The organism is Ochrobactrum sp. MYb379, assembly GCF_037479515.1.
In the GTDB taxonomy this organism is placed as follows: Bacteria; Pseudomonadota; Alphaproteobacteria; order Rhizobiales; family Rhizobiaceae; genus Brucella.
This window is the reverse complement of the sequence record NZ_JBBGYW010000003.1, coordinates 405,932-430,828: the sequence shown is the minus strand read 5'-3', so window position 1 is coordinate 430,828 and position 24,897 is coordinate 405,932. Positions and strand designations below refer to the sequence as shown.

Sequence of the window (24,897 nt, the reverse complement as noted above, 5' to 3'; positions counted from 1 at the left end):
AATGAAGCCGTGAAACTTCCGCCAACGGCGGGAGTTGCCAATCCTGCGTTTTTCTTGCGTTCCCTGTGCGTTGCGCTTTCGAGACAAGGAAGCGATTACATATGCTTGCTTGCGTTCTAGGCGTCATCATTCGTACTGCCTTCACGTTCTTCCTTAAGCTTTTCATACGTATTCTGGATTACATCATCTTTAAAGTTATCGTTGTTTAATATTTCTTTGGCTTTAGCTGAGAGCTTATCAATGTCAACGTGATTATATTTTGGCTCAGAAAGCATTTTTTTAAATGCATATGTCTTTGTGTGCTCTAAAGAAAGCTTATTAAATGATTTAATGCTTTCGAGGATTTTTTCCGAATATTCGTCTAACGTGTCGGTGTTGTTTTCATGCTCCCATACGAACTCTAATAGACTTAGAAACAATTCCCCTAAATCCTGCCGGTATTTAGACCTGAGTTTCATCTCCTTTTCAGAATTTTCTGCTGCGAAGAGTCCGATTTGAACAAGTCTTCGAACGGCCTCGGAACGAGACGGAACACGATTGCCAAAACGCCAATCGTCTATTGCTGCGATTTCCGCAGATGTAATCTTCAGCTGCATGCGTTCAGTGTCTGTCTCGCCAAGCTTAGGACGGGCCATAAAAACTCTCCTTTATTTAGTGTGTACATAACTCACAAAAAGGTTGCAAGAGAGTTAAAAAGTGATAACGTCACAATCGTACACACCTTACTAACTAAACGAGGACGTTTAATGACGCTCGAAGAAGCCTTATCAAGACCTACAATATCTGTACCTGATGCAGGTAAACTGTTTTTTGGCTTAGCGCGTAATGCTGCCTACAGCGCAGCGGAGCGCGGTGATTTTCAGACTATTAAAGTGGGAGGAAGAATTGTCGTTCCAGTCGCGCCGTTAGCCGCAAGCCTTGGCCTTTGCGCCAATATTGGACGAGCGATGATGACTGAGAAACCAAAAGGCCCGGCAGAGGTTGCAGCCTCAACGCCGAGCCAAGATTGAAACTTCCCACCTCAAATAGAAAGAAATCAACATGTCGTTGAATAGCACAACTGCGCCCAAAGTTCCAGACGGCCAAAGCGGGAACATCGTCACTATGTCGAGCCGCGAGATTGCGGAGTTGACTGGCAAGCGTCACCCAGACGTAAAACGAGATATCGAAAAGATGCTGAATGAGCTTGAGGAAGATGTGAGCAGATTTGCTCATATCTATCAGGACAGCATGAACCGCGATCAAAATGAATACCAGCTTGATCGTGAACTGACTGAAACTCTTCTGCTGGGCTACAGCGCACCATTACGTCGCAAGGTCATCAAGCGGCTACGTGAACTCGAAGAAACAGTCTATCGCCCGATTAATTCGGCGGAGGCTCTTTTGCAGATGCTCCAATTCCAAGTGAAATATGAGCGCCAGCAAGCCGAACAGGTTCAAGCTTTACAGCAGTTTGGCGAGCGGCTTGATAGGGTTTCACAGGCGCACACTATTCTCGACAAAATGCCAAGCGACTGCGAAGCGATCGGCAAAATCAGGATGCGTATTCATAAGAATTACGGATTATCTGCTGAGATTGTTACGCAAATTGTGCGGCACTCGCCCTACGCCCTTACTGTGCGCGCTATTGTTCGCAACCCAAGCGTTGACGCCGAAGGCTCTCACTATTCTGGTTATTCCAAGAAAGAGGCTACCGCTGTTTTCAAGCGCTTTGTGTCTGAATGTGTTCAGGTCACAGCCACTATGTGTACGCATCCCTACATTGAGCGGCGCTTTCGTCTCGTGAAGGGTGGTGCAGCATGAGCAATCAGATTGTGGAACAATTCGATAGCGACATTCATCACATTCACGTCCTAACGACTTTGGCCGCTGATGTCTTTGACGGGTTGAACCGGGACACTAACAAGGACAGCAACGGATACGTTGTCTTTCGCCTGAATTCTACAGATATCAATCAATTTGATTTCTTGTTGAATGAACTCGTTCGTCGCGCTCGCATTCTGCATGAAGAATTCCAAGTTGCGGATTTTGGAGGTGTGGCATGACTTCACGTCCAGAACCTTGCACCCTTGTGGCGGCTTCCGACCTCTTGTCGAGTGTTCAGTCACTTGTTGAGGCGGCTTTTATGGCAGCAGGCACTCTCGGCAAACGAGAGGAAGCGAACGCACTTCAACAGGTGCTCGACATTGCCGATACCCGTCTGACAAACGCAATCGAAATCTTGGAAGTCATAAGGAAGGGTGGTGGAGCATGACCCTCATTCGCGTGACGCTTGCAATTCTCATTCTCAAGGTTGCGAGGCGCATTGCATTCGCAGTGTTCCCGAAGAACGGCGGTGCGAAATGAGTCCAGCTATTTACAGCTATCGCCGCCGAACGCTCGAAGCATGGATCGATCAAGCAATTGCCTTGCTCGATCAGATCGATGGCGACCCAGAGTTTGAAGATGATGAACGTGAAGACGATCCCGCAGAGCTGGGCATCGCTGATATGGGTGGATGGATAGAATGATGGATCGCCCACGCCTCAGAAGAAAAGAAGTTCCTGATTATCTACTGTCAAAGTTTGGCATCGTCTTGTCGCGCTCCACATTGGCAAAGCTCGCCACCAATGGCGGTGGGCCCCTGATGCAGTATTCGGGCCGCATTCCACTCTATGCCAAGACTGATCTTGATGTGTGGGCAGATGCTCGCCTGTCAAAGCCCGTCGCGTCCACCGCAGAGAGGGGGCAGCATGGCTAAGCACAACAACAAAGGCCGTAGCAAGGGCTGTCCGCCTTATGTCCAGTTATTCCACTGGATACGAAAAACAGAGGCATGGCGATCTTTATCGCCATATCCGAAGCTCCTCTATATCGAAATTCGCGGTCGCTATAATGGCAGCAACAATGGCGGCATTTCGTTCTCAGTGCGTGAAGCTATGGAAGCGCTCGGCTGCTCAAACAGAACAGCAATTAGCTCTTTCAGGGATTTGGAAGGTCGCGGCTTGATTAAAGCTGTAATCAAAGGGGCGTTTGATTGGAAAACCCGATATGGGGCCGAGGGCCGTGCTACCACATGGCTACTCACCGAGTTGCAACAGGATATACCTGAAAGAAGTTTGGTGCCGTCCTATGATTTCAAGAAGTGGACCGCACCGGACGATCTAAAGAAAAAAACGCGGGTGAAAAATACTCACCCAATGGATGAAAAAAACTCACCCATAAAACAGGGTATGGATGAAAAAAACTCACCCAATGGGTGTAAAAATTCCACCCATGTAGCCACTTATGAACATGGTGATGGGTGTAAAAATCTCACCACATATAATTTACCATATACCCCTTCTAAATCTTCTACGCAGCACAGCGGCTTAATTCAGGTTTCGGATGCTTTGCTGCAATCGCGGCTCGTCGCAAGAAAAACGAGTGCAGGAGGAAGCCTATGAGTAAGGGTAATCTTCCTCTCTTTCGTTGGCAACCTTCCTGCAAGGTGCTGATGTTCCCGCTCAATAGGCGCATCCGAAAAGTTCGTCACACGGCGGCGATGCTTATCGACCGTCAAGGTGAAGGCGCCGAGCTTTACTGGAAGCAAGTGGCAGCAGCCAATCGGAAACACTTCGATAGGATCGGTCTTTCGGAAGAACAGGCACGCGCCGAGTTTGAGGCTTTCTCTCAGGCTGTGCATGCCGAAATGATCCGCATTTCAATGATCAAGCGAGACACCGGAGGCGTAGCATGACGCATCGGCCAATTTTGCCTCAAGAACAAATGGTAAACAATGCCGCTTCACGGCTCAAGAGCGACACACGCCAAGCCGACTGGCGGCGAGCCAACCCGAAAAAGTACGCGGCGCATATCGCGGTTCAGCGTGCGCTCAATCAGGGAAAGATAGCCAAGCGTCCTTGTGAGGTCTGCGGGGAGCCAAGGGTTGACGCTCATCACGATGATTATTCGCAGGCGCTCAAGGTGCGCTGGTTGTGCCGATCGCATCATAACCGCCTGCATGCGGGTGGCGACGACATGTTCAAAACCAAGCCAGCGAAAGGGGCATCATCATGAGCGGTGATTTAAGCCGACAGGTGCGCAAGGCTGCTATCTGGTTGGCAACCACGCCTCAACTTAGCAAACCGCGTCCGGTGATACCGCATTTGCGTCAGGCGTACGGTTTGACGGCGCAGCAAGCCGTTGAAGCCATCACAGAAAGCAATCTGATCAAAGCGAGGTCGCAATGACGGACATCAGCGATGAAGAACTTGAACGGCGCATGCGAGAGCAGTGGTTCGGCTCTAGTTCAAGCAAGCCATCAAAGCCGGTTCTTTCTGATGAGGATCGGCTAATCGCCGCAAAGCTCATGGGCAAAAAGAATGCTCATCGCCTTGCAACAACAGATCGGCCATTTCGCTACAAGCCTGTCGTGATGATTGCTGAGTTCTATGAGCACCCACAAACGGGCTGGCGAATTGACGTGATTGAGGATGGCGAGCGCCGTTCTCATCGAAGCGGCATGACCGAAAGTGAATGTTTGAAAGAGCTGCGGCAGTTGGAGAGCAAAGGCGCGACGGTGCGTCGGTTCGAAACTGAATGGATGAAAGCAACAGCAGATAGCCGTCGCGCTGGTCTGAAAGAGAAAAGTCCAGGCAAGAAAACCGCAATTATGAACCAGCAAAAGGAGTTTCGCCTGTAATGATTACGGATATGCGGATCAAGCCAAAGCGCAAAGCAAAGAAGTTGCCGCCAGCAGGCTATGAGGGCAGCAAGATCGTCAAAACCTCGGTACGTGTGACAGCGACCCGTTCAGAGACAAGATCGATCCGAGCAAAGCCGGGTACTTTTGAATGGCGTTATGCGCGCGCCAAACCAGCAGGAAAAGATACGAACGCAGCACTTTATCTGGCCGGTAGTGAGTACGCCCGGACATGGGAAAGGGCAGGCGTTGCAGACATGGGTTCTCCGAACAAAATGGGCGGCATCGGAGGCGGTGCGCGTATCGGTCTGGCAGATCGTCGGTGTGAGGCTATGGACAAGCTGGAACAGGTTCGTGAATGCCTCGGCATATTTGGTACTGCTCGCCTGACTGCTTATTGCGTGGAAGGTCAGACAACGAAAGAAATTGCTAATAAATTCGGAGCCGACGAGAGGGAAATGGGCCACGTACTGCATAGTGATCTACGCTCACTCGCTAAGCACTTAAAACTCCTTTAGTTAGTGGAACAGAGTTCGTTACGGATGCGCAATGAATTGACATTCGTAACGAAATGCAATACACATTGATTAATCGGTAGAACTGTCTCTTGAGCGGCCTTGTGCCGCTTTTTGCATGTGGGCAGTGTGTCCAGTTGGTTTTGACAAATTGTCCGCTTGATACCAACTACCGGCCAGATTGTCCGGTTGAGGCATTGCGAGGCGGCGAAAGAGACAAACAAGCCGCATATGTGTCATGGGTAGGTAGTGCTTGCGGCAATCCTAGGTTCACGGTGCCAGTACATCCCATCGCCTCGCAGTGTCCGTTCAACGCTCGTTTAACGCCCGTTGAAATCTATCATTGTTTTCATTGGATTTTTGAGGCTGGACGCAGAGCGGACGCAAGCAAACACTTGAGAACGTTCGATAAAATGGCGAAGCGAACGCAGCTAGAACGCAAGGAAAACGCAGAGAACTGCGCATTATGACGATTGAAACTTCGGCTAGAGTAGCTCGTACAAGCTTCGTGAGTGGCTCATTATGGCGTAATGCTTTTTTAACCACGAGTTTGATGAGATGCCTTAATATACCCGTTGCCATGAGGTGTTGCCCTGTTGCTACAGACATTCTTGGTCTGTTGTTTATATCAGGAATAACAAATGATTTTGGGCGTTCTTACGGGCTGGGAGTAATACTATGAAAATCAAGTCGATCTTGCTTGCTACTACTTTTGCATTCGCTGGAATTTCTGGCGCGAACGCTGCGGACGCTATTGTTTATGAAGAGCCTGTTGCTGTTGTAATGCCAGCTCCAGTGTTTTCTTGGAACGGTGGCTATCTCGGTGGTCAGATCGGTTATGGCTGGGGCAAGTCCACATACAGCGATGTAGATGGTTTCGGCGGCAGGTTGAAGCCAGATGGCTTCCTCGGCGGTCTCTATGCTGGTTATAACTTTGACGTTGGCAATAGCATTGTTTTGGGTGTTGATGGTGACGTTACCTACAACAATCTGAAGAAGCGCTTCTCGGAAACTGATGAAGATGGCGACTTTGATAGCGTTGAAACAAAGCTGCGTTGGTCGGGTGCAGTGCGCGCTCGTGCAGGTGTAGCAGTGGACCGCTTCCTGCCTTACATCGCAGGTGGTGTAGCATTTGGTAGCATCAAAAACTCCGGTACTTCTATTGTCGATGGTGTAGAAGAAGGCTTCTCCACGAGCAAGACACATACAGGCTGGACCGCCGGTGCCGGCGTTGATTACGCGGCAACCGACAATGTCATTCTGCGCCTTGAGTATCGCTATACCGATTATGGCCACAAGAACTTTGAAATTGATGGCGAAAATACCCGTAACAAGTTCAAGGCCAACGAAGTTCGCCTTGGTGTAGCTTACAAGTTCTAATCACATAATCTAGATAGTCTAGCTTCAACCGCCTGGAGAAATCTGGGCGGTTTTCTATTGAGGTCAGTTTCAACTTAGTCAGAGGATATGGGGCAGGCCGGTAAATTGCGTTCAAACCGCAGAATTTTCAGCCAGTTTAGACAAGTGCGCCAGTGCTAACGGCCCAAGTGGTATAGATCGCGGCTATAAGCGTGAAGGTGATGATTGTAGCGTTCATGATCTTGTCCATGCACCCCAAATAGTCGGACTGTCACAAAACTACAATCATCGTACGAGTGAACACACCGTTGAACCCCGCCATTGTGCGGGGTTTTCTACAAGAAAAGACCAAATAACATCACATGACTTGATATTCTTGTTGGTGCGACTGCTTGTCTATGGTGCTAATGCAGCTTTCTCCGGCCTTCGATGGATGTTTTAAACTTAGCTGCAGCTTTTTCTGCCTCATCAATTCCGGTGAACAGCTTTTCACTATCGATGACGACATCAGCCCCGCAGTCGATACATGAGAGTTTATGGGGGTGAGATTTAAGCCAAGCTCCTGTCTTAGTATCCGTGTGCCCACATTCAGAGCAGGTAATTCCGATTATCAGATCTTCAGACATGGAGCTCCTCCTGCTGATAATTCAGCACAGGCTTATCAACCAGTCCAGATCACTTTTGGAATGGGTACTCATTATCGCAGTCCACTTGGTGATGTGGCGATGCCTATACTTTTGGTTGAGTTAAACAATATCCAGTTGTTCCGGCGTTGGCATCGTCATGGCCGGTGTACTTACTTTGCCGCTTATAAATGCTCGCGGCGTGGGAGAATGCGATGAGGGCCAAAACAGCAATGTTCTATCTGTATTCATCACGCAACAAGAAAGGCGGAAAGCCTCACCCTGTTGTGTTTCGTCGTAAGGATCGCGTTCTAACGATGTGGTGGGAACACCGAACAGCAGCAGAGATTGCAGAGGAACTTGATATCTCGATCGACACTGTGCGCGGGTACATCAAGACAGCACGTAAAGCAGGTGATCCACGCGCTACCCGCACAAGAGCAACTAAGCGGATCATGGCTGCTCAAACGCGCCGCAGAAACATTGTTGAACTCAATAGCAGAGGACTAGACGTAAAAGAGATTGCAAAAGCTCTCTCTGTTCATCCCCGCCTTGTGCAAATGAGACTTAAGGAGGCTCTCTGTGTCTGATCGTGACGAAAAGGGCCGGTTCCTACCGGGTAACACTTTCTGGGAAGCACGCTCATCCCATGGGCCAAAACCTAAGTTCAGCAATCCTGATGATCTATGGTCCGCATGCTGTGAATACTTCCAGTGGTGTGAGGATAACCCCCTGAATGAGGCCAAGGCATTCGCTTATGAGGGGAATGTCACCATTGCGTCACTGCCAAAGATGCGAGCAATGACAATTGGTGGCCTATGTATGTTCCTTGATGTTGATTTTACGACTTGGCAATTATGGAAAAAAGACCGCGCCGATTTAATCCATATCGTCACACGAGCCGAGGCAGTTATCTACCGACAGAAGTTCGAAGGAGCCTCAGCGGGGCTTCTTGTCCCGAATATCATTGCTCGTGATCTGGGTCTTGCTGACAAGTCAGACGTAAACAGCCAGACAACCGTCACCTTCAACACGGTCTATGAAAAAGGGCCTGACGAAGCATGATGCATGAATTCCGCGTCCGGTGGTATCAACGTGCATTTCATGAGGCTTTGGTACAGCAGAAGAAAAAGCGCCTGATTGAGATTGCACACCGGCGATGGGGCAAGGATGAGATTGTGCTGAACGGCTTTCGCGAACTATCGCAGAAACGTGTTGGCACATACTGGCATTGCTTTCCTGAATATGCGCAGGCCCGTAAGGCTATCTGGAACGGGATTAATGGTCGTACCGGCAAGCGCCGCATTGATGAGGCTTTCCCGCCTGAAATCCGCAAGCGTATCAACGACAATGACATGTTCATTGAGACGGTATGGGGTTCAACATGGCAGTTGCTTGGTTCTGATCGATATAACGCCACGGTGGGTTCAGGCCCTGTCGGAATAGCTTATTCAGAGTGGGCGCTGTGTAACCCTGCCGCGTGGGCGTATCACAAGCCCATGATTGAAGAAACGGAAGGGACCGCTGCTTTCATCACCACGCCTCGCGGCAACAATCATGCCAAGACGATGTATCAGCGTGCGGTAAGCAATGATCAGTGGTTTGCGCAGCTTTCCAGCATCCATGAGACGAAGGCATTGAGCGAAGAACAGCTTGCCGAGAGTTTGGCCGAGTATCAGGACATATATGGCGCTGACCTTGGGTTGGCGATGTTTGAACAGGAATATTACTGCTCATTCTCTGGTGCTATGGTCGGCGCGTACTTCGGCGCTGAAATGAACGCAGCCGAACGAGACGGACGGATTAAGCTCGTTCCGGTCGATACGCGCTATCCGGTTCATACGGCATGGGATTTGGGCAAGGCAGCAAACAATCCGATATGGTGCTTTCAGGTGATCCCCGGCGAGGATGGACCACGTATCGTTGATTTTTACCGGCCTGATAGTGACGATCTTGAGGAATGGGTAAAGTGGCTTGAAGGTAAGGGCTACACCGGTACGGATTATGTGCCACATGATATTGTTGTGGCCGAGTGGGGTAGTAAGCGCACACGGTTTGAAACGCTTAAACTTCTAGGCCGCAAGCCGTTTCGGGTGGCAAAGGTGTCTGTTGCTGATGGTATTCACGCTGCCCGCCAGACCATCAAGGTTGCTGTGTTCGATAGTGAGCGCTGTGAGCTTGGTGTTGAAGGGCTGAAGCAGTTCCGCCGTGAATGGGATGATGAGCTAAAGGTGTTCCGTGACAATCCGGTCAAGGATTGGTGCGAACACATAGCCTCCAGCTTCCGTTATCTGTCGCTGGCGTGGAAGCTGGCAAAGCCGAAGGATGAACAACCGGCTAAGCCAAAAGAGCTAATCTACGCCGTTGGCCCAACTGGTCTAATTCAGGGAAATATGAGCGTGAAAGACGCCGTCGAAGCTATGGTGCGCAGGCGAAGGGAGAGGGAAGGATAGTTATTCTTGCGCCTGACCTTTTATCGCGTTTGACTGTAATTCTAAAATTTCTTGGAAAGACTCTACGACACTGATTTCATCGTCCTCAATAAAGCTGATCACCGTCTCGTTATTTTTGTATTCCACTCTTTTAATGTTGTTGATATTAATCAGAACATTACCATCATCGCGAGCGTCTTTAAGTGTAAGCCAAATAAGCATTCTTTTCTCCTTTTTTATTATACTTATTAAAGCATTCAACTATTTCAAGTCCCTCTCTCTTTCGCTGTCAAATCCATAGCTTGCGAGCATGGAACAAGATACGCCAGACCAGACGAACATTGACGGGGCCAAGTTGCTCGAAAAGGGCGGCAAATGGCTTGAACGCATTCGCGGTTCTGAGAGCCGTGAAGAAGGCTGGCGGGACGATGCGGAAGCCGCTGAAAAGACCTATGCTTGTAACCCGAAGGCAAAGGCCAAGAGCGGTAAGCTCTATGATTTCAACATTCTGCATTCCAATGTGGAAACCATTGTTCCAGCGATTTACAATTCCACGCCTGTTCCGGATGTTCGACAGCGCTTCATCACGGCGATAGGTCCAGCACCACAACCGCCAGCGCCACCGCAACCACAGCAGCCAGAAGGGCAGGGCGGACCGGATCAGCAACAGCCACAACCAGACCCACAGGCGGTTCAGCAGTTCCAGCAGCAAATGCAGGCTTGGCAAGCCAAAGCTCTTGCAGACAAGACTGCTAAAGATTTCGGCACAATGATTGAGCGGTCTATTACCGTTCTCATTGACGATAATAAGCTTGATACGGAAATCGAGAGTGTGGCGCAGGATAGTTTTCTATCCGGTCGCGGTGTCCTTCGCCTGTCGTTCGAAGCGACCTTTCAGCAGCAGCCAGCAACCGACGAACAGGGCCAGCCAGTCATTGACCCTGAAACCGGCGATCCTGTTGTTGAGGATAAAGCAACAGACGAGAGCATAGACTTTCAGGCGTGGTCATGGCGTGATTTCCGCATGGGTAAGGCCAAACGCTGGAAAGACGTGCCTTGGATTGCGTTTCAGCACCATATGCCGCGTGAAGACCTTGAGGACTTCAGGGATGACGAGCTTGTAGCGTCTCAGGCCGTGCCGACCATGGATAATCAGGATGATGACGACAACGATATCTGTGTCTGGGAAGTATGGGACAAGCGCACAAAAAAAGTTTGGTTTATCGACGCCAACACCGGCGCTGTGCAGAAGATTGAGGAAGACCCTCTAGGGCTTCCCGGTTTCTTCCCGACACCTGAGATTGTCCAGCCTATTACACTTACCGGCAATATGACGCCGGTTTGTCCGTTCACGGTCTATAAGAAGCTGGCCGACGAGTTGGACCTGTGCACCAAGCGTATCGCCGCTATCATGAAGGGACTGAAGGTTCGTGGCGGTGTAATGGGCAATGCTGCTGATATCATGAAGATTGCGTCGGCAGGTGACAACGAACTTGTATCTATCGCAGACGTTGAGCAGCTTGTGCAGACGGGTGGATTGGAAAAGGCTGTTGTCTGGTGGCCGATCCAGCAGGCGATTGCCGTTCTACAGCAGCTTTATCTACAGCGTGACGTGATCAAGTCGGCTATCTACGAGATTACCGGCATTTCCGACATTGTGCGCGGTGCTTCAAACGCCAATGAAACGCTTGGCGCGCAGCAGATCAAGACACAGTGGGGATCGCTTCGCATTCAGAAGATGCAGCGCATGATTGAGCGTCAGGTGCGCAATGTGTTCGCCATGATGGCTGATATCATTGTGACCAGGTTCTCTCCTGAGACATTGCAGGAAATGACAGGGATCGAGATTACACCGGAAATCATGGAAATGATGAGCGGCCCGGTGTCCTCGTCTTATCGCGTTGATGTGGAAAGCGACAGCACGGTTAAAGCTGACCTTACTCGCGTCAAAGGCGAAATGGCTGAGTTCCTGCAAGGTACATCGCAGTTCTTCGCGACCATGGCTCCTGTCATTGGTCAAGCGCCAGACATGGCCGAGCCTATGGCGGAAATCTACGCATCGTTTGCGCGTGCCTTCCGCCTCGGTAAACAAGCTGAAGATGCGATTGAGCGCATTTCGCAAGGAGCAAAGGAAGCAGCCAAGCAGGACAAGCCCGATCCAGCGCAGGAAGCCATGCAAAAGGATTTGGAGCTTAAGGCCAAGAAGCTTGAGCTTGACTTCATGAACGCCAAAACTGACGCGGAAACCAAACAGGCTGAATTGCAGATTAAACAGGCCGAATTGCAATTGAAGCAGCGCGAGCTTGGCATCAAGGAGCAGCAGGGCAGGCCTGTTCTTGTCGGCTAACGTTTCGGTCTCGGAATAGGAATTGGAACGTATCGAGGTTTGTATTTTAGATCGGTAATATGTCGTTCTATTACACGCTCGATAACGGGTTGAACCGTAATAGTCGGAGTAGATGGAGTTGTCAGCTTGTTAGCAACCGCAGTCCCAAAAGAAGATATAATAGCAGCGCAAATTGCCGCTTTTACCTCTTTGCTCCAATTCTTGGCGTCAAAAATACCACCGAACCGTGGAGAAATTTTCTCTGCCTCATGTTTTGCTTGCTGAGAGGTTATTTCGTCTCTTTGAAGGCGCACCGCTATATCGCGCAAGGCTTTTAACGCTTCCATGGATACGGAAGGACCGAGATAAAGTTTAAGTTTATCTCCAATCGATGTGTAAGACCCTGAGATTAATTCGGATGGTTTCCGGCATGTAGGGCACTGTACGACCCCGCCATCGAACGACACATTTTTGGAGTTCTCAATAACTATTCCGCCTACAGGGAAAAAGCCATGGGTTCGGCAAAAGCCGAGAGGATGATTCATTGGTGCCTCCGAGTATGTACATAATTCATTCGTAACAAGCTTTTTGCAATCGCATGTTTCAAATCCCTCTTTCTTTCGCACGAATAATCCGAGGCTGAGACTGTCTTTAAAGGAGGTAGTTTTGGGCGCGTATGTCTGGCGAAATGGTGAGTTTATCGACAAGCAGTCCGGTGAGGCGATGCATAAGCCATTTGCTGGTCAGGTCTGCATGCCGACCGTCATTTCTGACATTCCAGAATATCGCTCCCCAATCGACGGCAAAGCGATCACCTCGCGCTCAGAGCGCCGGGAGGATTTGAAACGCAATAACTGCGTTGAATACGAGCCGTCTATGTCTCCCACGAAAAGCAAAATCCGAAACAAGGCCTTTGCCGAGAAACGCGGCTTACAGGTCAGCGAGGAATTTAGATGACTGTCGAAACCGCTGAAATTTCTGCACCGCAAATAGAAAGCGCCGCCTTACCGGTCGTTGAAACTGCCATTGAGCAGGTGAATGATGGGCCGAGTGAAGATGACGCTATGCTTGAGACGTTCAATCGTCTGACCAAAGATACCGGCACCGCACGCGGTGAGGATGGTAAGTTTACCGCTGCGAACGGCGATCAAGCTTCGCTGGAAGGCGAGGAAGGGGCCGAGGTTGTAGACGCGGGTTCGACAGCCGAACAAGCGACTTCGGCCCCGGCGCACATGCCACAGTCGATCAAAGACCAGTGGGCAAGCCTAACGCCAGCAGCACAGAAGGCAATCACTGACCATCAGGCGGAAGTTGACCGCAGGTTTGGTGAGGTTGGCCGTCAACTTGGAATGGTCAAGCCGATTGCAGACCGGCTATCGACGGCACAGCAAACCATGCCGGAACTGTTTGCGGACATGTCGCCAGAACAGCTTGCGCAGGGTGCGCTTGAGCTTGGGGCGGTTCAGGTTCGTCTTAATCGTGCGCCGCTGGAAACAATCATTCAGATTGCGCAGCATTACGGAGTTTTAGACGGTCTTTCGCAGCGCCTTTCAGGGCAGCAGCCGACCGGCGATCAGCAATTGGTGTATGGACTGCAACAGGAGATAGCGAGCCTAAAGGGCCAGCTTACCCGCGTTTCTGATCCTTCATCGATAGACCAGCACCTTGACGCACGAATGGCTCAGCGAGACGCCGAGAAAATCATAGGAGACTTTGCCAAGAGCAAGGAACACTATGCCGATATCGAGGCCAGCTTGCCGATGTTCATTGATATCGCGCAGAAAGGTGCAGCACCGGGAACGCCTTTGGCATCACTTCTCGATGCGGCCTATGACATGGCAGTCAACGCAATACCGGCAGTCAGGGAAAAAGTCAGAGCATCCGAAGCAGCAGCGACGGTAGCAAAGACCGACCCGAAACGGACCGAGGCAGCACGGCGAGCCGCTTCCATCAACGTGAAATCAACATCGACCGGCAAAGAACGCCCCATGACCGAAGAAGAGGCCATGCGTGCGGCTTATGAACGGGCGACAGCCAGCTAATAGGAAACAAGATGGCTATTCCCTCACAGGTATTCACGGAAATGGTGACGACAACGGACCGCAACTGGTCCCAGAAGGTCACCGACAACGTGAGCAAGCATAATGCGCTTCTTTCTATCCTGAAGAAGAAGGGCAAAATCAAAACAGAAGACGGCGGTTATGAAATCGCGCTTCCTCTCGAATATGCTGAAAACAACACTTATCAGCGCTATTCCGGCTATGACGGCTTGAACACCAATGCGTCTGATGTGCTGACCACGGCTAAATTCGACTGGCAGCAGATCGCATTGCACGTCACGGCATCGGGCCGCGAAATCCGTATGAACATGGGTTCGGCAGAACGTATGATCAATCTGGTTAAGGCCCGCAAGGACAATGCGCTTAAAACCGCTGCTAACGGCTTTTCGACCGATATCTATTCGGACGGCTCGCTTGTTAACCAGGTTGGCGGTCTGGCTCAGATGATCCAGCTTAACGGTCAGGGCGTTGTGGGCGGCATTGATAGTGCTACTTGGACTTTCTGGCGCAACAAGTTCCGCGAAATCGCCGGTACTGATGCTTATACGGCTCAGACCCTCAAGGGCGAGTTTAACAAGCTCTGGCTTCCGTTGAACCGTGGCGCTGACAAGCCTGATCTGATCGTGCTGTCTCACGACTTCTATTCGACCTACGAAGCAGGCGAACAGCAGCTTCAGCGCTACATGGATGCTGATCTTGCGAAGGCTGGTTTCGTCGGCCTGAAGTACAAGACGGCGGACGTGATCTTTGACGATAACACCAATTTCGCGACCACTGCTGAAAAGGGATACTTCCTGAATACGGATTATCTCTACATCGTTCAGCACAAGGAAGCGAAGTGGACGCCGGACGAAGAAAAGCGCCCGACCAATCAGGACGCCGTTGTCGTGCCAATCTACTGGATGGGCAATCTCGTAACCTCAAACCGCTCGCTTCAGGGCGTGTTGGTTGATGCAGCTTAAGGAGGGAAAATCATGCCTTTTCCGATTACTCCCCTTGTTGGCACAAAGCCCGGCGAAAAGAACGACAGTGCCAGCAAATTCAAGGTTGGCACCACGTTCCGTGCTGATGACGGCCATTTGTATGTCTATGCGCGTGCATCGGCTGCAATCGCCGCCTCCACTGTGTCGGTGCTGACCGAGCCAGCTTTTACCATGGCTGGCGGCGCTGGCGATTGGACTTCTCCCGCATTCGCGCTCGCGAACGGCGATGAAGCTTGGTTCAAGAAAACCGCGATTTGATCAAAAGGGGCGGGGCTACGGTCCCGCCTTTGCCTTCCAACGAACAAGGAATTGAAAATGGATAATCCAACAATCCGCGTTACCGGCTTTAAGGTCGAGTACGCGATGAACAAGGAAACCGGCAAGCGTGATCGCCCTGTAGAGTGGGTTGAGTATGCGCCGGTGCACGCTGTCATGACCTCCCGTATTTGGGATCGCGTCAAGAACCTCATGCCGCCTGAGAACATCGATAATGACGATGACGGCAAGAAGATTGCCTTTATGCGTCACCGGTGGGCGATGATCGAGCCTGCATATGGAGCATGGAAGCAGGGACAGGATTTGCCGCTGAATGGTACGCCTCTTGCTGCATGGGCCGGTGTAACCGCAGAACAGGCTCAGGCGCTCTCACGTATTGGCATTCGCTCAGTGGAAGAAGTCGCCAGCCTGACGGATAGCGTCATGGGCAAGGTGCCTCTACCGAATGTGCGTGACCTCATTTCGCAGGCCAAGGCGTTTCTTGATGCATCGGACCGTAATGTCGTTGCCGATAAACTGGCAGGCCAGCAGACGGAAATTGACGGCCTCAAGGAACAGCTTGCGGCTGCTATGGAGCTTTTGGAAGAACAGACCAAAGGCAAAAAGACCAAGTCAGACGACAAGAAAGCTGATGAGGATGCAGCCTAATGGAAAAAGGGCTTGAATTCATCGGATTTGCTTTGAGTGCAGCCATTTTTGCAGCTGTGTTTCTCGTGGGGGTTATCGTCTATGGCGGCGACTTCTCACGTCCTATTGCGCTGCTTGCCGCACTCTCTGGAGCTATGTCGCAGTTCGTTGCTCAGGATCGTCAGCACTGGCGCGTATCTATCATGTGCGCATATCTGGCTTTTGCCCTCGGTTTGGTGAGCTTGATTGTTATGATGATCGGGGGCAAGTGATGGCAACCGTTGCGGAACTCATGAATAGGGCTGCTCGCGAGTGCAAGATCAAAGCTCCCGGTGCATGGGTTCCCGCAATGGGTCTGTCTCATGCGGAGCTAAAAGATTTTCTGCTTGAGACGGTTGAAGAACTCATTGAGCGTCTCGACTGGCCAGATCCAACAACCAAAGACCTGATTATCACGGGCACTGGTGTTGAGAAATACGATTTGCCCTCTGACTTCTCGCGCCTGACGAGGGATGATTTCGCAGTTTATGAAACTACCACAACGCGCAGGGCCGGTATACCAGTCACAAGCAACGGCGGGTGGACTTTTCTAAAGCAGCACGGCTCCGCTGCTGGCAATCGATATTATCGTCTGTCTGGTATCGATGGTGCATTCAAGATTGGCTTCTATCGACCGTTGGAGGCAAACCAGAGCCTTACTGTTTCGTACGTGTCCAAAAACTGGAACTCTGTTGGCGGTGTGGGCAGCAGCGAGTGGACAAATGAAGAAGCTGTTCTCCTGTTCCCACGTGACTTAGTTCAAATTGGTATTGTCTGGCGCTTCAGGCGCGCCAAAGGTTTGCCATATGCTGACCGATTGAATGAATACGAGGGCCGCTTGTCGCGTTTGATCAATGATGCACGTGGCGTTCGTACCATCAACTTCGGCGGGTGCGATGAAATGCGTAGCCCTTTTGATATCCCGGTTCCTGACTATATCCCAACTGCATAGGTGAAGCATGCTGTTCAACCGTCTTGCAGGTCCATCGTCTTCACCGATGCAGACTTCGAACACGAAAATCTTTCCTGCGCCGCGCCGTGGTCTTATCCAGAATGACAGTCTCGCCATGCCGCAGGGTGAAGGCGCTGAGGTAATGGATAATTGGTTTCCCACCCCACAGGGCGCTCGTATGCGGCGCGGTAGCGTGAAAAAGGCCACCACTGGCACAAGCGATATCCGCACTTTCATGGCTTATGAAACGGGCGGAGTAAAAAAGCTTTTTGCTGCCACACCCACTGCTGTATTCGATGTAACTACACCCGCGAACCCCGACACAGTACTATCACCAGTTCTTTCAGGGTTGGGCGGCGGTAAGTGGTCTAGCGTGATGTTTTCCAACAGTGCCGGTGCTTCTTCCTTGATTGCCGTAAATGGCGCTAATGCGCTCAAGCGGTTCGACGGCACGTCTTGGAGTGACATTACAGGCACTTCGACGCCGGTCTCAATTACTGGCGTCGATACGAGCAAGCTATCTGCTGTCTGGGCATACCAAAATCGTCTTTTCTTTGTGCAGGGCGGTACGGCATCCGCTTGGTATCTGCCGACACTTTCTTATGGTGGCGCAGCAAAAGAAATTCCGATGGGTAGCACCTTCACCAAAGGCGGCGTGCTCTTGTTCGGCGGCACGTGGTCCACAGACAGCGGTAGCGGCATGGATGATATGTGCGTGTTTGTCACCGACATGGGAGAAGTTGCTGTTTTTCAAGGAACGGATCCTGACAGCATTAATACCTGGTCGAAAGTTGGCACCTACGTAATCGGCAAGCCACTTGGTAATAATGCATTCTTTAAAACCGGTGGCGATATAGCAATCATCACCGATGATGGCATTGTCAGTGTTTCCCAGATCATGCAAAAAGATCGCGCGGGCCTCGCCTCTGTTGCCATCACATTTCCGATTGAAACTTTATGGCGAGACGTTGTCTTTAGCCGTGCATTTGCGGGATATGATTTTAGCGCTGTCGTATGGCCCACTGAAAGCCTGCTTATGGTTGTTGTCCCTGCCTTTGCTGGCAGCGCTCGCTTTTGCCTCGTCGCAAATGCTAAAACAGGCGCGTGGTGTCGGTATACTGGATGGGATGCACGCTGCGCTATAGTGTTTGATGATAAGCTTTTCTTCGGAACAAGTGACGGACGAGTGGTTCAAGGTGAGACGAGTGGCGCTGAATGCGGTGAGCCGTATGCCGCAGCTCTCTTGCCTCGCTTTGATGATATGGCGTCACCAACCCAAAAAGTTGCACTACATGCGCGTTGCATAGCTCGATCCAATAATGCTTTTGAACCAATCCTGTTCGCAAATGCCGATTATGAAACGGATATTCCTGATGCGGGTATCAGCTACGGCGATGCGAGCGGCAATGTCTGGGGCGGCGCTGTTTGGGATAGCAGTACGTGGGGTGCAACTGAAAGCAAGAAATTCCTGACCGAGTGGCAGTCTGTTGCCGCTGTCGGATCAGCATTGTCGGCAGGCATCGTCATGACTTCCGGCCGCATAGCCCCTCCTGATCTGGAATTGATCGCTATCCACCTGCAATATGAAGCGGGTAACATCCTATGAACATTCTGTGGGGCGATAGTACCAATCCAGAGTTGCGATTTCGCCTTAGCTCCTTCGTTGACCGTTCAATAGGTGGCTCAGGGCTGGGGTTTGGCGATGGAACAGCTATGGGCGTCTTTGACGGCCCGAAGCTCATTGCAGCAGTTGTGTTTCATAATTGGGAACCGCGAGCAGGTGTGATTGAAATGTCGGCGGCAGCGTTGGACCGAAGATGGCTCACGCGGTCCGTTTTGCAGCGCATATTTGATTACGTGTTCGATGATGCGGCCTGTCAGATGGTCGTCATGCGTGTATCAGAGAAGAATAAGCCGATGGTGCGCATTGCACGATCATATGGTTTTTCTGAGGTTTTAATCCCGCGGCTGCGTGGTCGTGATGAGAACGAATATATTTTTACGTTCACAGATGACAACTGGCGTTCAAGCCGTTTCAATAGCAAGTCCCTCAGTCTTTCGCACTGAAAACCGCAATCTCTGGTTATGTGAGAAACTGGCCGGAGTTTGAAAAATTGGGAAAAAGCAAAGCGCCCAAAGCGCCAGATCCTAAAGAAACATCAGCAGCGCAGACAGGCACCAATATTGGTACAGCCGTTGCAAACTCTTGGCTGAACAATGTCAATCAGGTCACGCCTGACGGATCGCTGACATATACACAGACTGGAACAAAGAATTACTACGACCCCTATACTGGAAAGTCGTATGAAATTCCTCTGACGACAGCCACACAGACGCTTTCGCCCCAGCAGCAGGCCATCAAGGATCAGGAAGACGCAACCAACCTGAACCTTGGAAAGCTCGCTAATTCTCAGTCATCGCGACTGAATGATCTGCTTGGCAAGCCGTTTACCCTTGATGGCGCTCCTGCTGGCGGTAATGCCGCCAATTTGAAAGCTCCTAACTACCAGCAGTATGGAGGCGGTCCGCAGCTTCAAACTAGCGTTGGGGCGGAAAACATTCAAAACAAGATTTCTGATGCTGGAAAAATTCAAACCGGTATTGGAAATGCTGGTGATATCACGCGTTCCTATGGCGGCGATTACAGTGGCAATGTGCAACAGGTGCAAGACGCACTTATGTCGCGCCTCAATCCTCAGATTGAGCAGGACCGTTCGGCACTTTCACAGCGATTAGCCAATCAGGGCATTATGCCGGGTTCAGCAGCGCATCAAACGGCTATGGACCAGATGGAGCGCAATGTTAACGATCAGCGCACCTCGGTTCTATTGGCGTCTGGTCAGGAGCAAAGCCGACTTGCTGGCCTTGATCAGGCACAAGCGCAATTCCAAAATTCGGCACAGCAACAATCATACAATCAGCTTTTGGGATCCGGCCAGTTTGCGAACGCTGCGCAGGCGCAGCAGTACGGACAGAACGCAAACAATGCTCAGTTTGGAAACTCTGCACAGCAGCAAGGTTATGAGCAGGCCATGGGTAATGCCAATCTTGGCAATAGCTCTAAGCAGCAGATGTGGCAAAACCAGAACCAGACCACACAGAACAACAATGCGCTTGCCGGTCAGAAATATGCCGATCAGCAGACGCAATTCAATGCGCAGAACACTCAGCGAAATCAGTATCTTCAGGAGCAATATCAGCAGCGTAACCAGCCGATTAATGAGATTTCGGCTCTGCTCTCCGGCGCACAGGTCACAAACCCGAATTTTGTTAATTCTGCCAACAGCCAGATTGCGACAACAGACGTGGCGGGCCTTATTAATCAGAACTATCAAAACCAGCTTGGCGCATGGCAACAGCAGCAACAACAGGCAGGCGGCATTCTTGGCGGACTGTTTGGTCTAGGATCAAAGTTGATCGGCCTTTCGGATGCTTCCACCAAGGAAAACATTCGTCGCGTTGGCTCTCTCGACAACGGTCTACCGATCTACGCCTACAACTATAAGGGCGATAGCATGACGCATATTGGCTTGATCGCTCAGGAAGTTGAGGAGGTGAACCCTGAAGCTGTGCACCGCATCGGCAGTGTTCGTGTTGTCAACTATGAAAAAGCCGTGGAGGCCGCGTAATGGTAGGATTTATCTTCGGCGGCGATACTGGTGAAACACCCGAAAGCGTCAAGCGTAAGCGCGCAATAGCAATGGCTCTGTTAGGCCAGTCGCACGCACCCCGCAACGTAGGCGAAGGTTTGAACGCTCTTGGTGACGGCATCGTGGCAAATGTCATGAACCGACGTGTTGGAGAAGCCGAAAAAGCCGGGCAAGCCAGCGCAGAAAAAGCATTTGGCGGCATCGACTTCAGTTCGCTTTTCGGTGGCGGTGCATCTGCGCCTGCATATCCGTCGAGCGTGGCGGCTGGTGCTTCACCTACTAGTGGCGCAGCGACAGGGACGGAAACTGTCAACCTTTCCGGCGACAAGCAAAAATTCATTGATACGCTCTTGCCAGCCGCTATCGAACACGGGGAACGTATCGGCGTTGATCCGCGCATCATCGTTGCACAGGCCGCACAGGAAACCGGATGGGGAAAATCTGCACCGGGCAACAATTTCTTTGGTATCAAAAGCCACGGTCAGAGTGGCGGTCAGAACCTCACTACGCATGAGGTCATCAACGGCCAGCGCGTGAAGATCAACGATAGTTTCCGCACGTTCGCCAGCCCGCAGGATAGCGTAGCCGGGTACGCTGATTTCCTGTCCACCAATAAACGCTATCGCCCTATGCGGGAAGCGCAGGGGTTGGACGCGCAGTTGCAGGCGCTTGGCGCTTCTGGCTATGCGACCGACCCGAACTATTCACGCTCTGTCGGTGCTATAGCGCGTGCTATTGATATACCGCAGCAGCAACAGCGAGGCGTGCAGGTAGCCAGCCTTGATCCTTCAATCGGTCTGGATATGGGGCAGGGCGCTAACCCCTCTCCGTTACAGACAATGCCAAATCGCATTGATCCTAATAATCCTGTCGATCCGTCACAGGCTGCTCAGCCGATGCCTGATACTATGAGTGATGCGCAGATTGATCCACGGCAGGCTTTGCAGCCTATGGTTAATCAACCGCAACCTACTCCGGCCAAGGTTCCTTACGATTTTACGGGAAACCCTCAGCTTTCGGCTGGCGCGGGCATGCCGTTTCAGGCGGGACAAGCGCAGCCGCAGCAAATGGCATCTGTCCAGCAACAACAGCAGGCCGACCCAAAAACAGCTATTCGTGATGCTCTGTTGCGACAGAATGACATGGCCTTGGGTGGCGCGCTTGCTCCACAGGGGCAGGCACCGCAGCAAGTTGCGGACGCCACTGGCACTTTCCCACCTGCACCGACTGGTCAGCCGTTCTCAGGGCAGCAGGGCGGTGACGCGCGACAGGCAATAGTTCAAAAGCTTATGCAGGCAGCGCAAAACCCGTGGATGAACGATAATCAGCGTGCCATGGTCAATGCTCTGCTTCAAAACCAGATGCAGCAAGCTGACCCGTTAAACCAGTTGAAAATGCAGAAGGCACAGCTTGAAGTCGATGCTTTGCGTGCCAAGCCTCAGACCGAGTATGGTTTCACGACTTTGCCTGATGGCACCGTTTTGCGCACAGACAAGCGTTCAGGCAATGCAGAGCCTATTTATAGCGCAGGTCAGAAGCCAACTGGCGACATGCAGGAATATGAGTTTGCCAAGAGCCAAGGCTATCAGGGAACCTTTGCCGATTACCAGCAGTCAATGAAGAAGGCAGGTGCCAGCAGCACAAGTGTGACCGTTGGTGAGGGTGATAAATTCTATGAGGCTCTCGACAAAAAGAATGCCGATACTTTTGCAGCCCTTTCCGACACCGGTATTCAGGCGCGGTCAAAGCTTGCCCAGATTGAACGTCTCGGCGGATTAATGGAGGCTTCGCCGTCAGGCGCAAGTGCGGCATTGAAACTTGCTGCCGGTGAATACGGTATCAAGACAGACGGCTTGGACGATTTGCAGGCGTCACAAGCTTTGATCAACGAGCTTGTTCCACAACAGCGCCAGCCGGGTTCCGGTCCTATGTCTGATGCTGACTTGGCACTGTTTAAGCAGTCATTGCCGCGCATCATCAATACACCAGACGGCAATAACCTCATTCTCGATACGATGCGGGGTATCACGCAGTATCAAATCCAGATGGGCGATATTGCAGATCGCGTGGCAAATCGTGACCTTTCGGCGGCTGAAGCTCGAAACGAGATTAAAAACCTTAAAAACCCGCTTGAAGGTTTCAGAACTTCGTCAAAGGAGCAGGGCAGCAAAAACACATCGACTGGCGTTCAATGGAGCATTGACTAATGGCTAAACTCACAATCAACGGCCGTAAAGTTACCGTCGATGACAGCTTTCTAAGCCTCTCGCCGGAGCAGCAGGAAACGACCGTAAATGAAATCGCGGCGTCTATGGGCGGCAATCAGGCTCCGCAGAAACAAGACGGCAGCTTGAACGCTGACAACACTGTCCGCGCTCTCGGTACGGGTGTTCCGATCCTTGGCGGCTTGCTAAACAAGATGGATGCGGCCACCAATGCTACGCTTGCGCCGCTTATCGACCCGCTGTTGCCTGACAGCTTTCAAAAGCTTCCCGGCAATAGTTGGGATGAGCGATATAAGCAGGCGATGGATATTCAGCAGGGTAAAGACAAGGCGTTCGAAGAGCAGCATCCATACGTCAATACCGGCTTGAACATCACAGGTGGCGTTGCTGGCACAGTTCCTATGATTATGGCTGCACCGGCTGCGTTTGGTGCGACCGGCTCCCTTGGACAGAAAACAATCGCCTCTGGACTGTCAGGCGGCATTCTTGGCGGTGCTGATGCGGGTATCCGTTCTGAGGGAGATCCAGAAGCTATAAAGATGGGAATGGGATTTGGTGCGGTTACAGGCGCTGCCGCTCCTGCTCTTGGTCAGACTGTTGGCGCTGGCGTTCGCAAGGTGAGCAATTCTCTTGCTAACCGTTCCGCTGCAAAGGGCGCAAACATGACGTCCGGTGCGCTTTCCAAGCTCAACAGGGCCGTGACTGATGATGGCTTAGACGCACTCGCAATGCGTAGCCAACTTGACGAGCTTGGACCGGATGCAATGTTGATGGACCTTGGCCCTAACCTTCAACGTCAAGCCGGTGCGCTGGCTGCAACGCCGGGTCGCGGCCAAGAGATTGTGCGCGAAGCTGTTGGATACCGAAATGCAGGCGCAAATCAGCGCGTCATAAGCGGTCTTGATGATGCGTTAGGTCCGGTTCCAAATCCGCGTACGATCAATGATACTATTCGGCAAGGTCAGCGCGATCTTGCCCCGGCATATGAAGAAGCGTTTAAAAACGCCAGTCCGGTAGATACATCGCAGTTGGCGAGCCGCCTTGATACACAAGCATCCGTTCGACGTGGCCCCGGTCAGAAAGCCGCAACTGAAATCCGTAAGTGGTTAAACGTATCGAGCGACGGGGTGCTTGATACCAATCCGTACACGCTTTTCCAGACCCGGAACGCCATTGATGGCCGTCTGGCTACCGAGGCTGACCCGCAGGCCATTGCGCTCTATACAAATGCGCGCCAGCAGATTGATGAACTGCTCGCACGCAATGTACCTGGTATCAAGATGGCCGACGCTCAATATCAGGAGCTTGCCCGCCAGAATGAAGGTCTGCGCACAGGCGTAAAAGCTCTGGATAGCGGGCGTGAAGCTTTGCGCCCAGAAGAATTACGGCAGGCCATTACCGAGGGCGTTAATCCAGACGGCTTGATGGTTGGTCCATCTGGCAATACTTTCCGCATGCAGCAGGCCGCACGCGCCGACATTGACCGGCAAGTTGGCACAAAGGCCAATGATGTTGTTGCACTTCGCAATGTGCTTAAGGGTGAAGGTGACTGGAACCGGGACCGCATTGGTATGCTATTTGGGCAGGACAAGGCGGATAGCGCTTTGAACCTACTGGAGCGCGAAGCTCGATTTGCAGATACCAGCCAGATTGTCACGCGGAATAGTGAGACGGCGGCACGCAATGCAGCAATGCAAGAACTTGGCGGAGAAGCTGCGCCGAAGTTTGGTGCACGTGAAGGCTTTATGGCTGGCGGGGTCAGTGGCGCTGCTCGATCCTCAGTTGTTCGTATGGTCGAGAAGGTAGCAGACACCATCTTGAAAAGCGGACGCGGTGCGAACAATACCAGTCTCGCCGAAGCTATCTCAGGAAACCGCAAGGCCGTTATTGACGCGCTTGTGAAGGTTCAGCAGGCACAGGGCCGCTTGCCTAACTCAAAGGTCGAGGAAATCGCGCGAGCGCTTCTTTTGAACAGCGGGTTCAATGCTGCTAGAGGCCTTCCCGGCTTCTAGCTTTTGGATGACAAAATATAATACAGCGCAGAATGCGCAGCCTGCAACAACGCCAAGCGCGAAGTCACCGCCCATAAATGACATGACAGATTTCGCACCCTGACTAATTATAATCATCAGGGTGATGAAAATCACGACACATGCGATTTGGGCGG

33 protein-coding genes are annotated in these 24,897 nt (G+C 51.5%); 29 read left to right on the top strand and 4 right to left on the bottom strand.

Annotation, left to right across the window (positions count from 1 at the left end; genetic code table 11):
- Nucleotides 1-116 precede the first annotated feature (116 nt).
- Nucleotides 117-635, bottom strand: coding sequence for a hypothetical protein (locus WH356_RS09310; RefSeq protein ID WP_339510056.1), 519 nt, complete (start codon nucleotides 633-635; stop codon nucleotides 117-119).
- Nucleotides 636-746: 111 nt separating this feature from the next.
- On the opposite strand from WH356_RS09310, the gene WH356_RS09305 reads away from it, so the two are divergent.
- The 13 genes from WH356_RS09305 to WH356_RS09245 all read left to right on the top strand — a co-directional run bounded on the left by WH356_RS09305 (nucleotide 747) and on the right by WH356_RS09245 (nucleotide 6,558).
- On the top strand, nucleotides 747-1,010 hold the full coding sequence (locus tag WH356_RS09305; RefSeq protein ID WP_339510054.1) for a hypothetical protein: 264 nt from the start codon (nucleotides 747-749) through the stop codon (nucleotides 1,008-1,010).
- A gap of 31 nt (nucleotides 1,011-1,041) precedes the next feature.
- Complete coding sequence (locus WH356_RS09300) at nucleotides 1,042-1,803, top strand: Rha family transcriptional regulator (RefSeq protein WP_339510053.1); 762 nt, start codon at nucleotides 1,042-1,044, stop codon at nucleotides 1,801-1,803.
- Nucleotides 1,800-2,045: a hypothetical protein gene (locus WH356_RS09295; RefSeq protein ID WP_339510051.1), complete on the top strand. Its 246-nt coding sequence runs from the start codon at nucleotides 1,800-1,802 to the stop codon at nucleotides 2,043-2,045. The genes WH356_RS09300 and WH356_RS09295 overlap by 4 nt, the downstream gene beginning before the upstream one ends.
- Nucleotides 2,042-2,254, top strand: coding sequence for a hypothetical protein (locus WH356_RS09290; protein ID WP_339510048.1), 213 nt, complete (start codon nucleotides 2,042-2,044; stop codon nucleotides 2,252-2,254). Before WH356_RS09295 ends, WH356_RS09290 begins: the two co-directional genes overlap by 4 nt.
- A gap of 88 nt (nucleotides 2,255-2,342) precedes the next feature.
- Nucleotides 2,343-2,510 (top strand): hypothetical protein, encoded by a 168-nt coding sequence (locus WH356_RS09285; RefSeq protein ID WP_339510046.1) that lies wholly within the window; start codon nucleotides 2,343-2,345, stop codon nucleotides 2,508-2,510.
- Nucleotides 2,507-2,740, top strand: coding sequence for a hypothetical protein (locus tag WH356_RS09280; RefSeq protein WP_339510044.1), 234 nt, complete (start codon nucleotides 2,507-2,509; stop codon nucleotides 2,738-2,740). Before WH356_RS09285 ends, WH356_RS09280 begins: the two co-directional genes overlap by 4 nt.
- On the top strand, nucleotides 2,733-3,425 hold the full coding sequence (locus WH356_RS09275) for a hypothetical protein (RefSeq protein ID WP_339510042.1): 693 nt from the start codon (nucleotides 2,733-2,735) through the stop codon (nucleotides 3,423-3,425). The genes WH356_RS09280 and WH356_RS09275 overlap by 8 nt, the downstream gene beginning before the upstream one ends.
- Nucleotides 3,422-3,718: a DUF6074 family protein gene (locus WH356_RS09270; RefSeq protein ID WP_339510040.1), complete on the top strand. Its 297-nt coding sequence runs from the start codon at nucleotides 3,422-3,424 to the stop codon at nucleotides 3,716-3,718. Before WH356_RS09275 ends, WH356_RS09270 begins: the two co-directional genes overlap by 4 nt.
- Nucleotides 3,715-4,038, top strand: a complete 324-nt coding sequence (locus WH356_RS09265) for a hypothetical protein (protein WP_339510038.1) — start codon at nucleotides 3,715-3,717, stop codon at nucleotides 4,036-4,038. The genes WH356_RS09270 and WH356_RS09265 overlap by 4 nt, the downstream gene beginning before the upstream one ends.
- Nucleotides 4,035-4,211 carry a hypothetical protein gene (locus tag WH356_RS09260; RefSeq protein WP_339510035.1) on the top strand — a complete coding sequence of 59 codons (177 nt, stop codon included), beginning with the start codon at nucleotides 4,035-4,037 and terminating at the stop codon, nucleotides 4,209-4,211. The genes WH356_RS09265 and WH356_RS09260 overlap by 4 nt, the downstream gene beginning before the upstream one ends.
- Nucleotides 4,208-4,663, top strand: a complete 456-nt coding sequence (locus WH356_RS09255) for a hypothetical protein (protein WP_339510033.1) — start codon at nucleotides 4,208-4,210, stop codon at nucleotides 4,661-4,663. The genes WH356_RS09260 and WH356_RS09255 overlap by 4 nt, the downstream gene beginning before the upstream one ends.
- Complete coding sequence (locus WH356_RS09250; protein WP_339510031.1) at nucleotides 4,663-5,181, top strand: hypothetical protein; 519 nt, start codon at nucleotides 4,663-4,665, stop codon at nucleotides 5,179-5,181. Before WH356_RS09255 ends, WH356_RS09250 begins: the two co-directional genes overlap by 1 nt.
- A 675-nt stretch (nucleotides 5,182-5,856) precedes the next feature.
- On the top strand, nucleotides 5,857-6,558 hold the full coding sequence (locus WH356_RS09245; RefSeq protein WP_339510029.1) for an outer membrane protein: 702 nt from the start codon (nucleotides 5,857-5,859) through the stop codon (nucleotides 6,556-6,558).
- Nucleotides 6,559-6,941: 383 nt separating this feature from the next.
- On the opposite strand, the gene WH356_RS09240 is transcribed toward WH356_RS09245, so the two are convergent.
- Entirely contained in the window at nucleotides 6,942-7,163 is a 222-nt protein-coding gene (locus WH356_RS09240; protein WP_339510027.1) for a hypothetical protein, read from the bottom strand.
- Between the two features lie 212 nt (nucleotides 7,164-7,375).
- On the opposite strand from WH356_RS09240, the gene WH356_RS09235 reads away from it, so the two are divergent.
- From WH356_RS09235 to WH356_RS09225, 3 genes are read left to right on the top strand one after another with little or no spacing between them, the layout of a single operon-like run.
- A complete protein-coding gene (locus tag WH356_RS09235; protein WP_339510024.1) occupies nucleotides 7,376-7,750 on the top strand; it encodes an HTH domain-containing protein in 375 nt (124 codons plus the stop codon).
- Nucleotides 7,743-8,225 carry a DNA-packaging protein gene (locus WH356_RS09230; protein WP_339510022.1) on the top strand — a complete coding sequence of 161 codons (483 nt, stop codon included), beginning with the start codon at nucleotides 7,743-7,745 and terminating at the stop codon, nucleotides 8,223-8,225. Before WH356_RS09235 ends, WH356_RS09230 begins: the two co-directional genes overlap by 8 nt.
- A complete protein-coding gene (locus tag WH356_RS09225) occupies nucleotides 8,222-9,613 on the top strand; it encodes a hypothetical protein (protein ID WP_339510019.1) in 1,392 nt (463 codons plus the stop codon). Before WH356_RS09230 ends, WH356_RS09225 begins: the two co-directional genes overlap by 4 nt.
- On the opposite strand, the gene WH356_RS09220 is transcribed toward WH356_RS09225, so the two are convergent.
- Complete coding sequence (locus WH356_RS09220; RefSeq protein WP_339510017.1) at nucleotides 9,614-9,814, bottom strand: hypothetical protein; 201 nt, start codon at nucleotides 9,812-9,814, stop codon at nucleotides 9,614-9,616.
- Between the two features lie 88 nt (nucleotides 9,815-9,902).
- Here WH356_RS09220 and WH356_RS09215 point away from each other — a divergent pair, with 88 nt between their 5' ends.
- Nucleotides 9,903-11,939 carry a hypothetical protein gene (locus WH356_RS09215; protein WP_339510015.1) on the top strand — a complete coding sequence of 679 codons (2,037 nt, stop codon included), beginning with the start codon at nucleotides 9,903-9,905 and terminating at the stop codon, nucleotides 11,937-11,939.
- Here WH356_RS09215 and WH356_RS09210 read toward each other — a convergent pair.
- Nucleotides 11,936-12,463, bottom strand: a complete 528-nt coding sequence (locus tag WH356_RS09210) for a hypothetical protein (protein WP_339510014.1) — start codon at nucleotides 12,461-12,463, stop codon at nucleotides 11,936-11,938. The two genes, WH356_RS09215 and WH356_RS09210, sit on opposite strands and share 4 nt — an antisense overlap.
- A 121-nt stretch (nucleotides 12,464-12,584) precedes the next feature.
- Here WH356_RS09210 and WH356_RS09205 point away from each other — a divergent pair, with 121 nt between their 5' ends.
- The 12 genes from WH356_RS09205 (at nucleotide 12,585) to WH356_RS09150 (ending at nucleotide 24,742) form a co-directional block, all read left to right on the top strand.
- On the top strand, nucleotides 12,585-12,875 hold the full coding sequence (locus WH356_RS09205; protein WP_339510012.1) for a hypothetical protein: 291 nt from the start codon (nucleotides 12,585-12,587) through the stop codon (nucleotides 12,873-12,875).
- Nucleotides 12,872-13,960, top strand: a complete 1,089-nt coding sequence (locus WH356_RS09200) for a hypothetical protein (RefSeq protein WP_339510010.1) — start codon at nucleotides 12,872-12,874, stop codon at nucleotides 13,958-13,960. Before WH356_RS09205 ends, WH356_RS09200 begins: the two co-directional genes overlap by 4 nt.
- Before the next feature lie 11 nt (nucleotides 13,961-13,971).
- Complete coding sequence (locus tag WH356_RS09195; RefSeq protein ID WP_339510008.1) at nucleotides 13,972-14,940, top strand: phage major capsid protein; 969 nt, start codon at nucleotides 13,972-13,974, stop codon at nucleotides 14,938-14,940.
- A 12-nt stretch (nucleotides 14,941-14,952) separates the two neighbouring features.
- Nucleotides 14,953-15,219 (top strand): hypothetical protein, encoded by a 267-nt coding sequence (locus tag WH356_RS09190; protein WP_339510006.1) that lies wholly within the window; start codon nucleotides 14,953-14,955, stop codon nucleotides 15,217-15,219.
- A gap of 57 nt (nucleotides 15,220-15,276) precedes the next feature.
- Complete coding sequence (locus WH356_RS09185; protein WP_339510004.1) at nucleotides 15,277-15,885, top strand: hypothetical protein; 609 nt, start codon at nucleotides 15,277-15,279, stop codon at nucleotides 15,883-15,885.
- Nucleotides 15,885-16,136 carry a hypothetical protein gene (locus WH356_RS09180; protein WP_339510002.1) on the top strand — a complete coding sequence of 84 codons (252 nt, stop codon included), beginning with the start codon at nucleotides 15,885-15,887 and terminating at the stop codon, nucleotides 16,134-16,136. Before WH356_RS09185 ends, WH356_RS09180 begins: the two co-directional genes overlap by 1 nt.
- The gene (locus WH356_RS09175; protein ID WP_339510000.1) at nucleotides 16,136-16,855 is read left to right on the top strand and encodes a phage adaptor protein; all 720 of its coding nucleotides are present in this window, start codon (nucleotides 16,136-16,138) and stop codon (nucleotides 16,853-16,855) included. Before WH356_RS09180 ends, WH356_RS09175 begins: the two co-directional genes overlap by 1 nt.
- A 7-nt stretch (nucleotides 16,856-16,862) precedes the next feature.
- Nucleotides 16,863-18,461, top strand: coding sequence for a hypothetical protein (locus WH356_RS09170; RefSeq protein ID WP_339509998.1), 1,599 nt, complete (start codon nucleotides 16,863-16,865; stop codon nucleotides 18,459-18,461).
- Complete coding sequence (locus tag WH356_RS09165) at nucleotides 18,458-18,922, top strand: GNAT family protein (RefSeq protein ID WP_339509997.1); 465 nt, start codon at nucleotides 18,458-18,460, stop codon at nucleotides 18,920-18,922. The genes WH356_RS09170 and WH356_RS09165 overlap by 4 nt, the downstream gene beginning before the upstream one ends.
- Before the next feature lie 47 nt (nucleotides 18,923-18,969).
- Nucleotides 18,970-20,484: a tail fiber domain-containing protein gene (locus WH356_RS09160; RefSeq protein ID WP_339509996.1), complete on the top strand. Its 1,515-nt coding sequence runs from the start codon at nucleotides 18,970-18,972 to the stop codon at nucleotides 20,482-20,484.
- A 155-nt stretch (nucleotides 20,485-20,639) separates the two neighbouring features.
- On the top strand, nucleotides 20,640-22,712 hold the full coding sequence (locus WH356_RS09155) for a glucosaminidase domain-containing protein (protein WP_445253649.1): 2,073 nt from the start codon (nucleotides 20,640-20,642) through the stop codon (nucleotides 22,710-22,712).
- Nucleotides 22,712-24,742, top strand: a complete 2,031-nt coding sequence (locus WH356_RS09150; RefSeq protein ID WP_339509994.1) for a hypothetical protein — start codon at nucleotides 22,712-22,714, stop codon at nucleotides 24,740-24,742. The genes WH356_RS09155 and WH356_RS09150 overlap by 1 nt, the downstream gene beginning before the upstream one ends.
- The last annotated feature ends 155 nt before the right edge of the window (nucleotides 24,743-24,897 follow it).

Bases quoted from the DNA above. Each gene is read 5' to 3' on its own strand.
- WH356_RS09310 (WP_339510056.1), bottom strand. From the start codon at position 635: ATGGCCCGTCCTAAGCTTGGCGAGACAGACACTGAACGCATGCAGCTG.
- WH356_RS09305 (WP_339510054.1), top strand. From the start codon at position 747: ATGACGCTCGAAGAAGCCTTATCAAGACCTACAATATCTGTACCTGAT.
- WH356_RS09300 (WP_339510053.1), top strand. From the start codon at position 1,042: ATGTCGTTGAATAGCACAACTGCGCCCAAAGTTCCAGACGGCCAAAGC.
- WH356_RS09295 (WP_339510051.1), top strand. From the start codon at position 1,800: ATGAGCAATCAGATTGTGGAACAATTCGATAGCGACATTCATCACATT.
- WH356_RS09290 (WP_339510048.1), top strand. From the start codon at position 2,042: ATGACTTCACGTCCAGAACCTTGCACCCTTGTGGCGGCTTCCGACCTC.
- WH356_RS09285 (WP_339510046.1), top strand. From the start codon at position 2,343: ATGAGTCCAGCTATTTACAGCTATCGCCGCCGAACGCTCGAAGCATGG.
- WH356_RS09280 (WP_339510044.1), top strand. From the start codon at position 2,507: ATGATGGATCGCCCACGCCTCAGAAGAAAAGAAGTTCCTGATTATCTA.
- WH356_RS09275 (WP_339510042.1), top strand. From the start codon at position 2,733: ATGGCTAAGCACAACAACAAAGGCCGTAGCAAGGGCTGTCCGCCTTAT.
- WH356_RS09270 (WP_339510040.1), top strand. From the start codon at position 3,422: ATGAGTAAGGGTAATCTTCCTCTCTTTCGTTGGCAACCTTCCTGCAAG.
- WH356_RS09265 (WP_339510038.1), top strand. From the start codon at position 3,715: ATGACGCATCGGCCAATTTTGCCTCAAGAACAAATGGTAAACAATGCC.
- WH356_RS09260 (WP_339510035.1), top strand. From the start codon at position 4,035: ATGAGCGGTGATTTAAGCCGACAGGTGCGCAAGGCTGCTATCTGGTTG.
- WH356_RS09255 (WP_339510033.1), top strand. From the start codon at position 4,208: ATGACGGACATCAGCGATGAAGAACTTGAACGGCGCATGCGAGAGCAG.
- WH356_RS09250 (WP_339510031.1), top strand. From the start codon at position 4,663: ATGATTACGGATATGCGGATCAAGCCAAAGCGCAAAGCAAAGAAGTTG.
- WH356_RS09245 (WP_339510029.1), top strand. From the start codon at position 5,857: ATGAAAATCAAGTCGATCTTGCTTGCTACTACTTTTGCATTCGCTGGA.
- WH356_RS09240 (WP_339510027.1), bottom strand. From the start codon at position 7,163: ATGTCTGAAGATCTGATAATCGGAATTACCTGCTCTGAATGTGGGCAC.
- WH356_RS09235 (WP_339510024.1), top strand. From the start codon at position 7,376: ATGAGGGCCAAAACAGCAATGTTCTATCTGTATTCATCACGCAACAAG.
- WH356_RS09225 (WP_339510019.1), top strand. From the start codon at position 8,222: ATGATGCATGAATTCCGCGTCCGGTGGTATCAACGTGCATTTCATGAG.
- WH356_RS09220 (WP_339510017.1), bottom strand. From the start codon at position 9,814: ATGCTTATTTGGCTTACACTTAAAGACGCTCGCGATGATGGTAATGTT.
- WH356_RS09215 (WP_339510015.1), top strand. From the start codon at position 9,903: ATGGAACAAGATACGCCAGACCAGACGAACATTGACGGGGCCAAGTTG.
- WH356_RS09210 (WP_339510014.1), bottom strand. From the start codon at position 12,463: ATGAATCATCCTCTCGGCTTTTGCCGAACCCATGGCTTTTTCCCTGTA.
- WH356_RS09200 (WP_339510010.1), top strand. From the start codon at position 12,872: ATGACTGTCGAAACCGCTGAAATTTCTGCACCGCAAATAGAAAGCGCC.
- WH356_RS09195 (WP_339510008.1), top strand. From the start codon at position 13,972: ATGGCTATTCCCTCACAGGTATTCACGGAAATGGTGACGACAACGGAC.
- WH356_RS09190 (WP_339510006.1), top strand. From the start codon at position 14,953: ATGCCTTTTCCGATTACTCCCCTTGTTGGCACAAAGCCCGGCGAAAAG.
- WH356_RS09185 (WP_339510004.1), top strand. From the start codon at position 15,277: ATGGATAATCCAACAATCCGCGTTACCGGCTTTAAGGTCGAGTACGCG.
- WH356_RS09180 (WP_339510002.1), top strand. From the start codon at position 15,885: ATGGAAAAAGGGCTTGAATTCATCGGATTTGCTTTGAGTGCAGCCATT.
- WH356_RS09175 (WP_339510000.1), top strand. From the start codon at position 16,136: ATGGCAACCGTTGCGGAACTCATGAATAGGGCTGCTCGCGAGTGCAAG.
- WH356_RS09170 (WP_339509998.1), top strand. From the start codon at position 16,863: ATGCTGTTCAACCGTCTTGCAGGTCCATCGTCTTCACCGATGCAGACT.
- WH356_RS09165 (WP_339509997.1), top strand. From the start codon at position 18,458: ATGAACATTCTGTGGGGCGATAGTACCAATCCAGAGTTGCGATTTCGC.
- WH356_RS09155 (WP_445253649.1), top strand. From the start codon at position 20,640: ATGAACCGACGTGTTGGAGAAGCCGAAAAAGCCGGGCAAGCCAGCGCA.
- WH356_RS09150 (WP_339509994.1), top strand. From the start codon at position 22,712: ATGGCTAAACTCACAATCAACGGCCGTAAAGTTACCGTCGATGACAGC.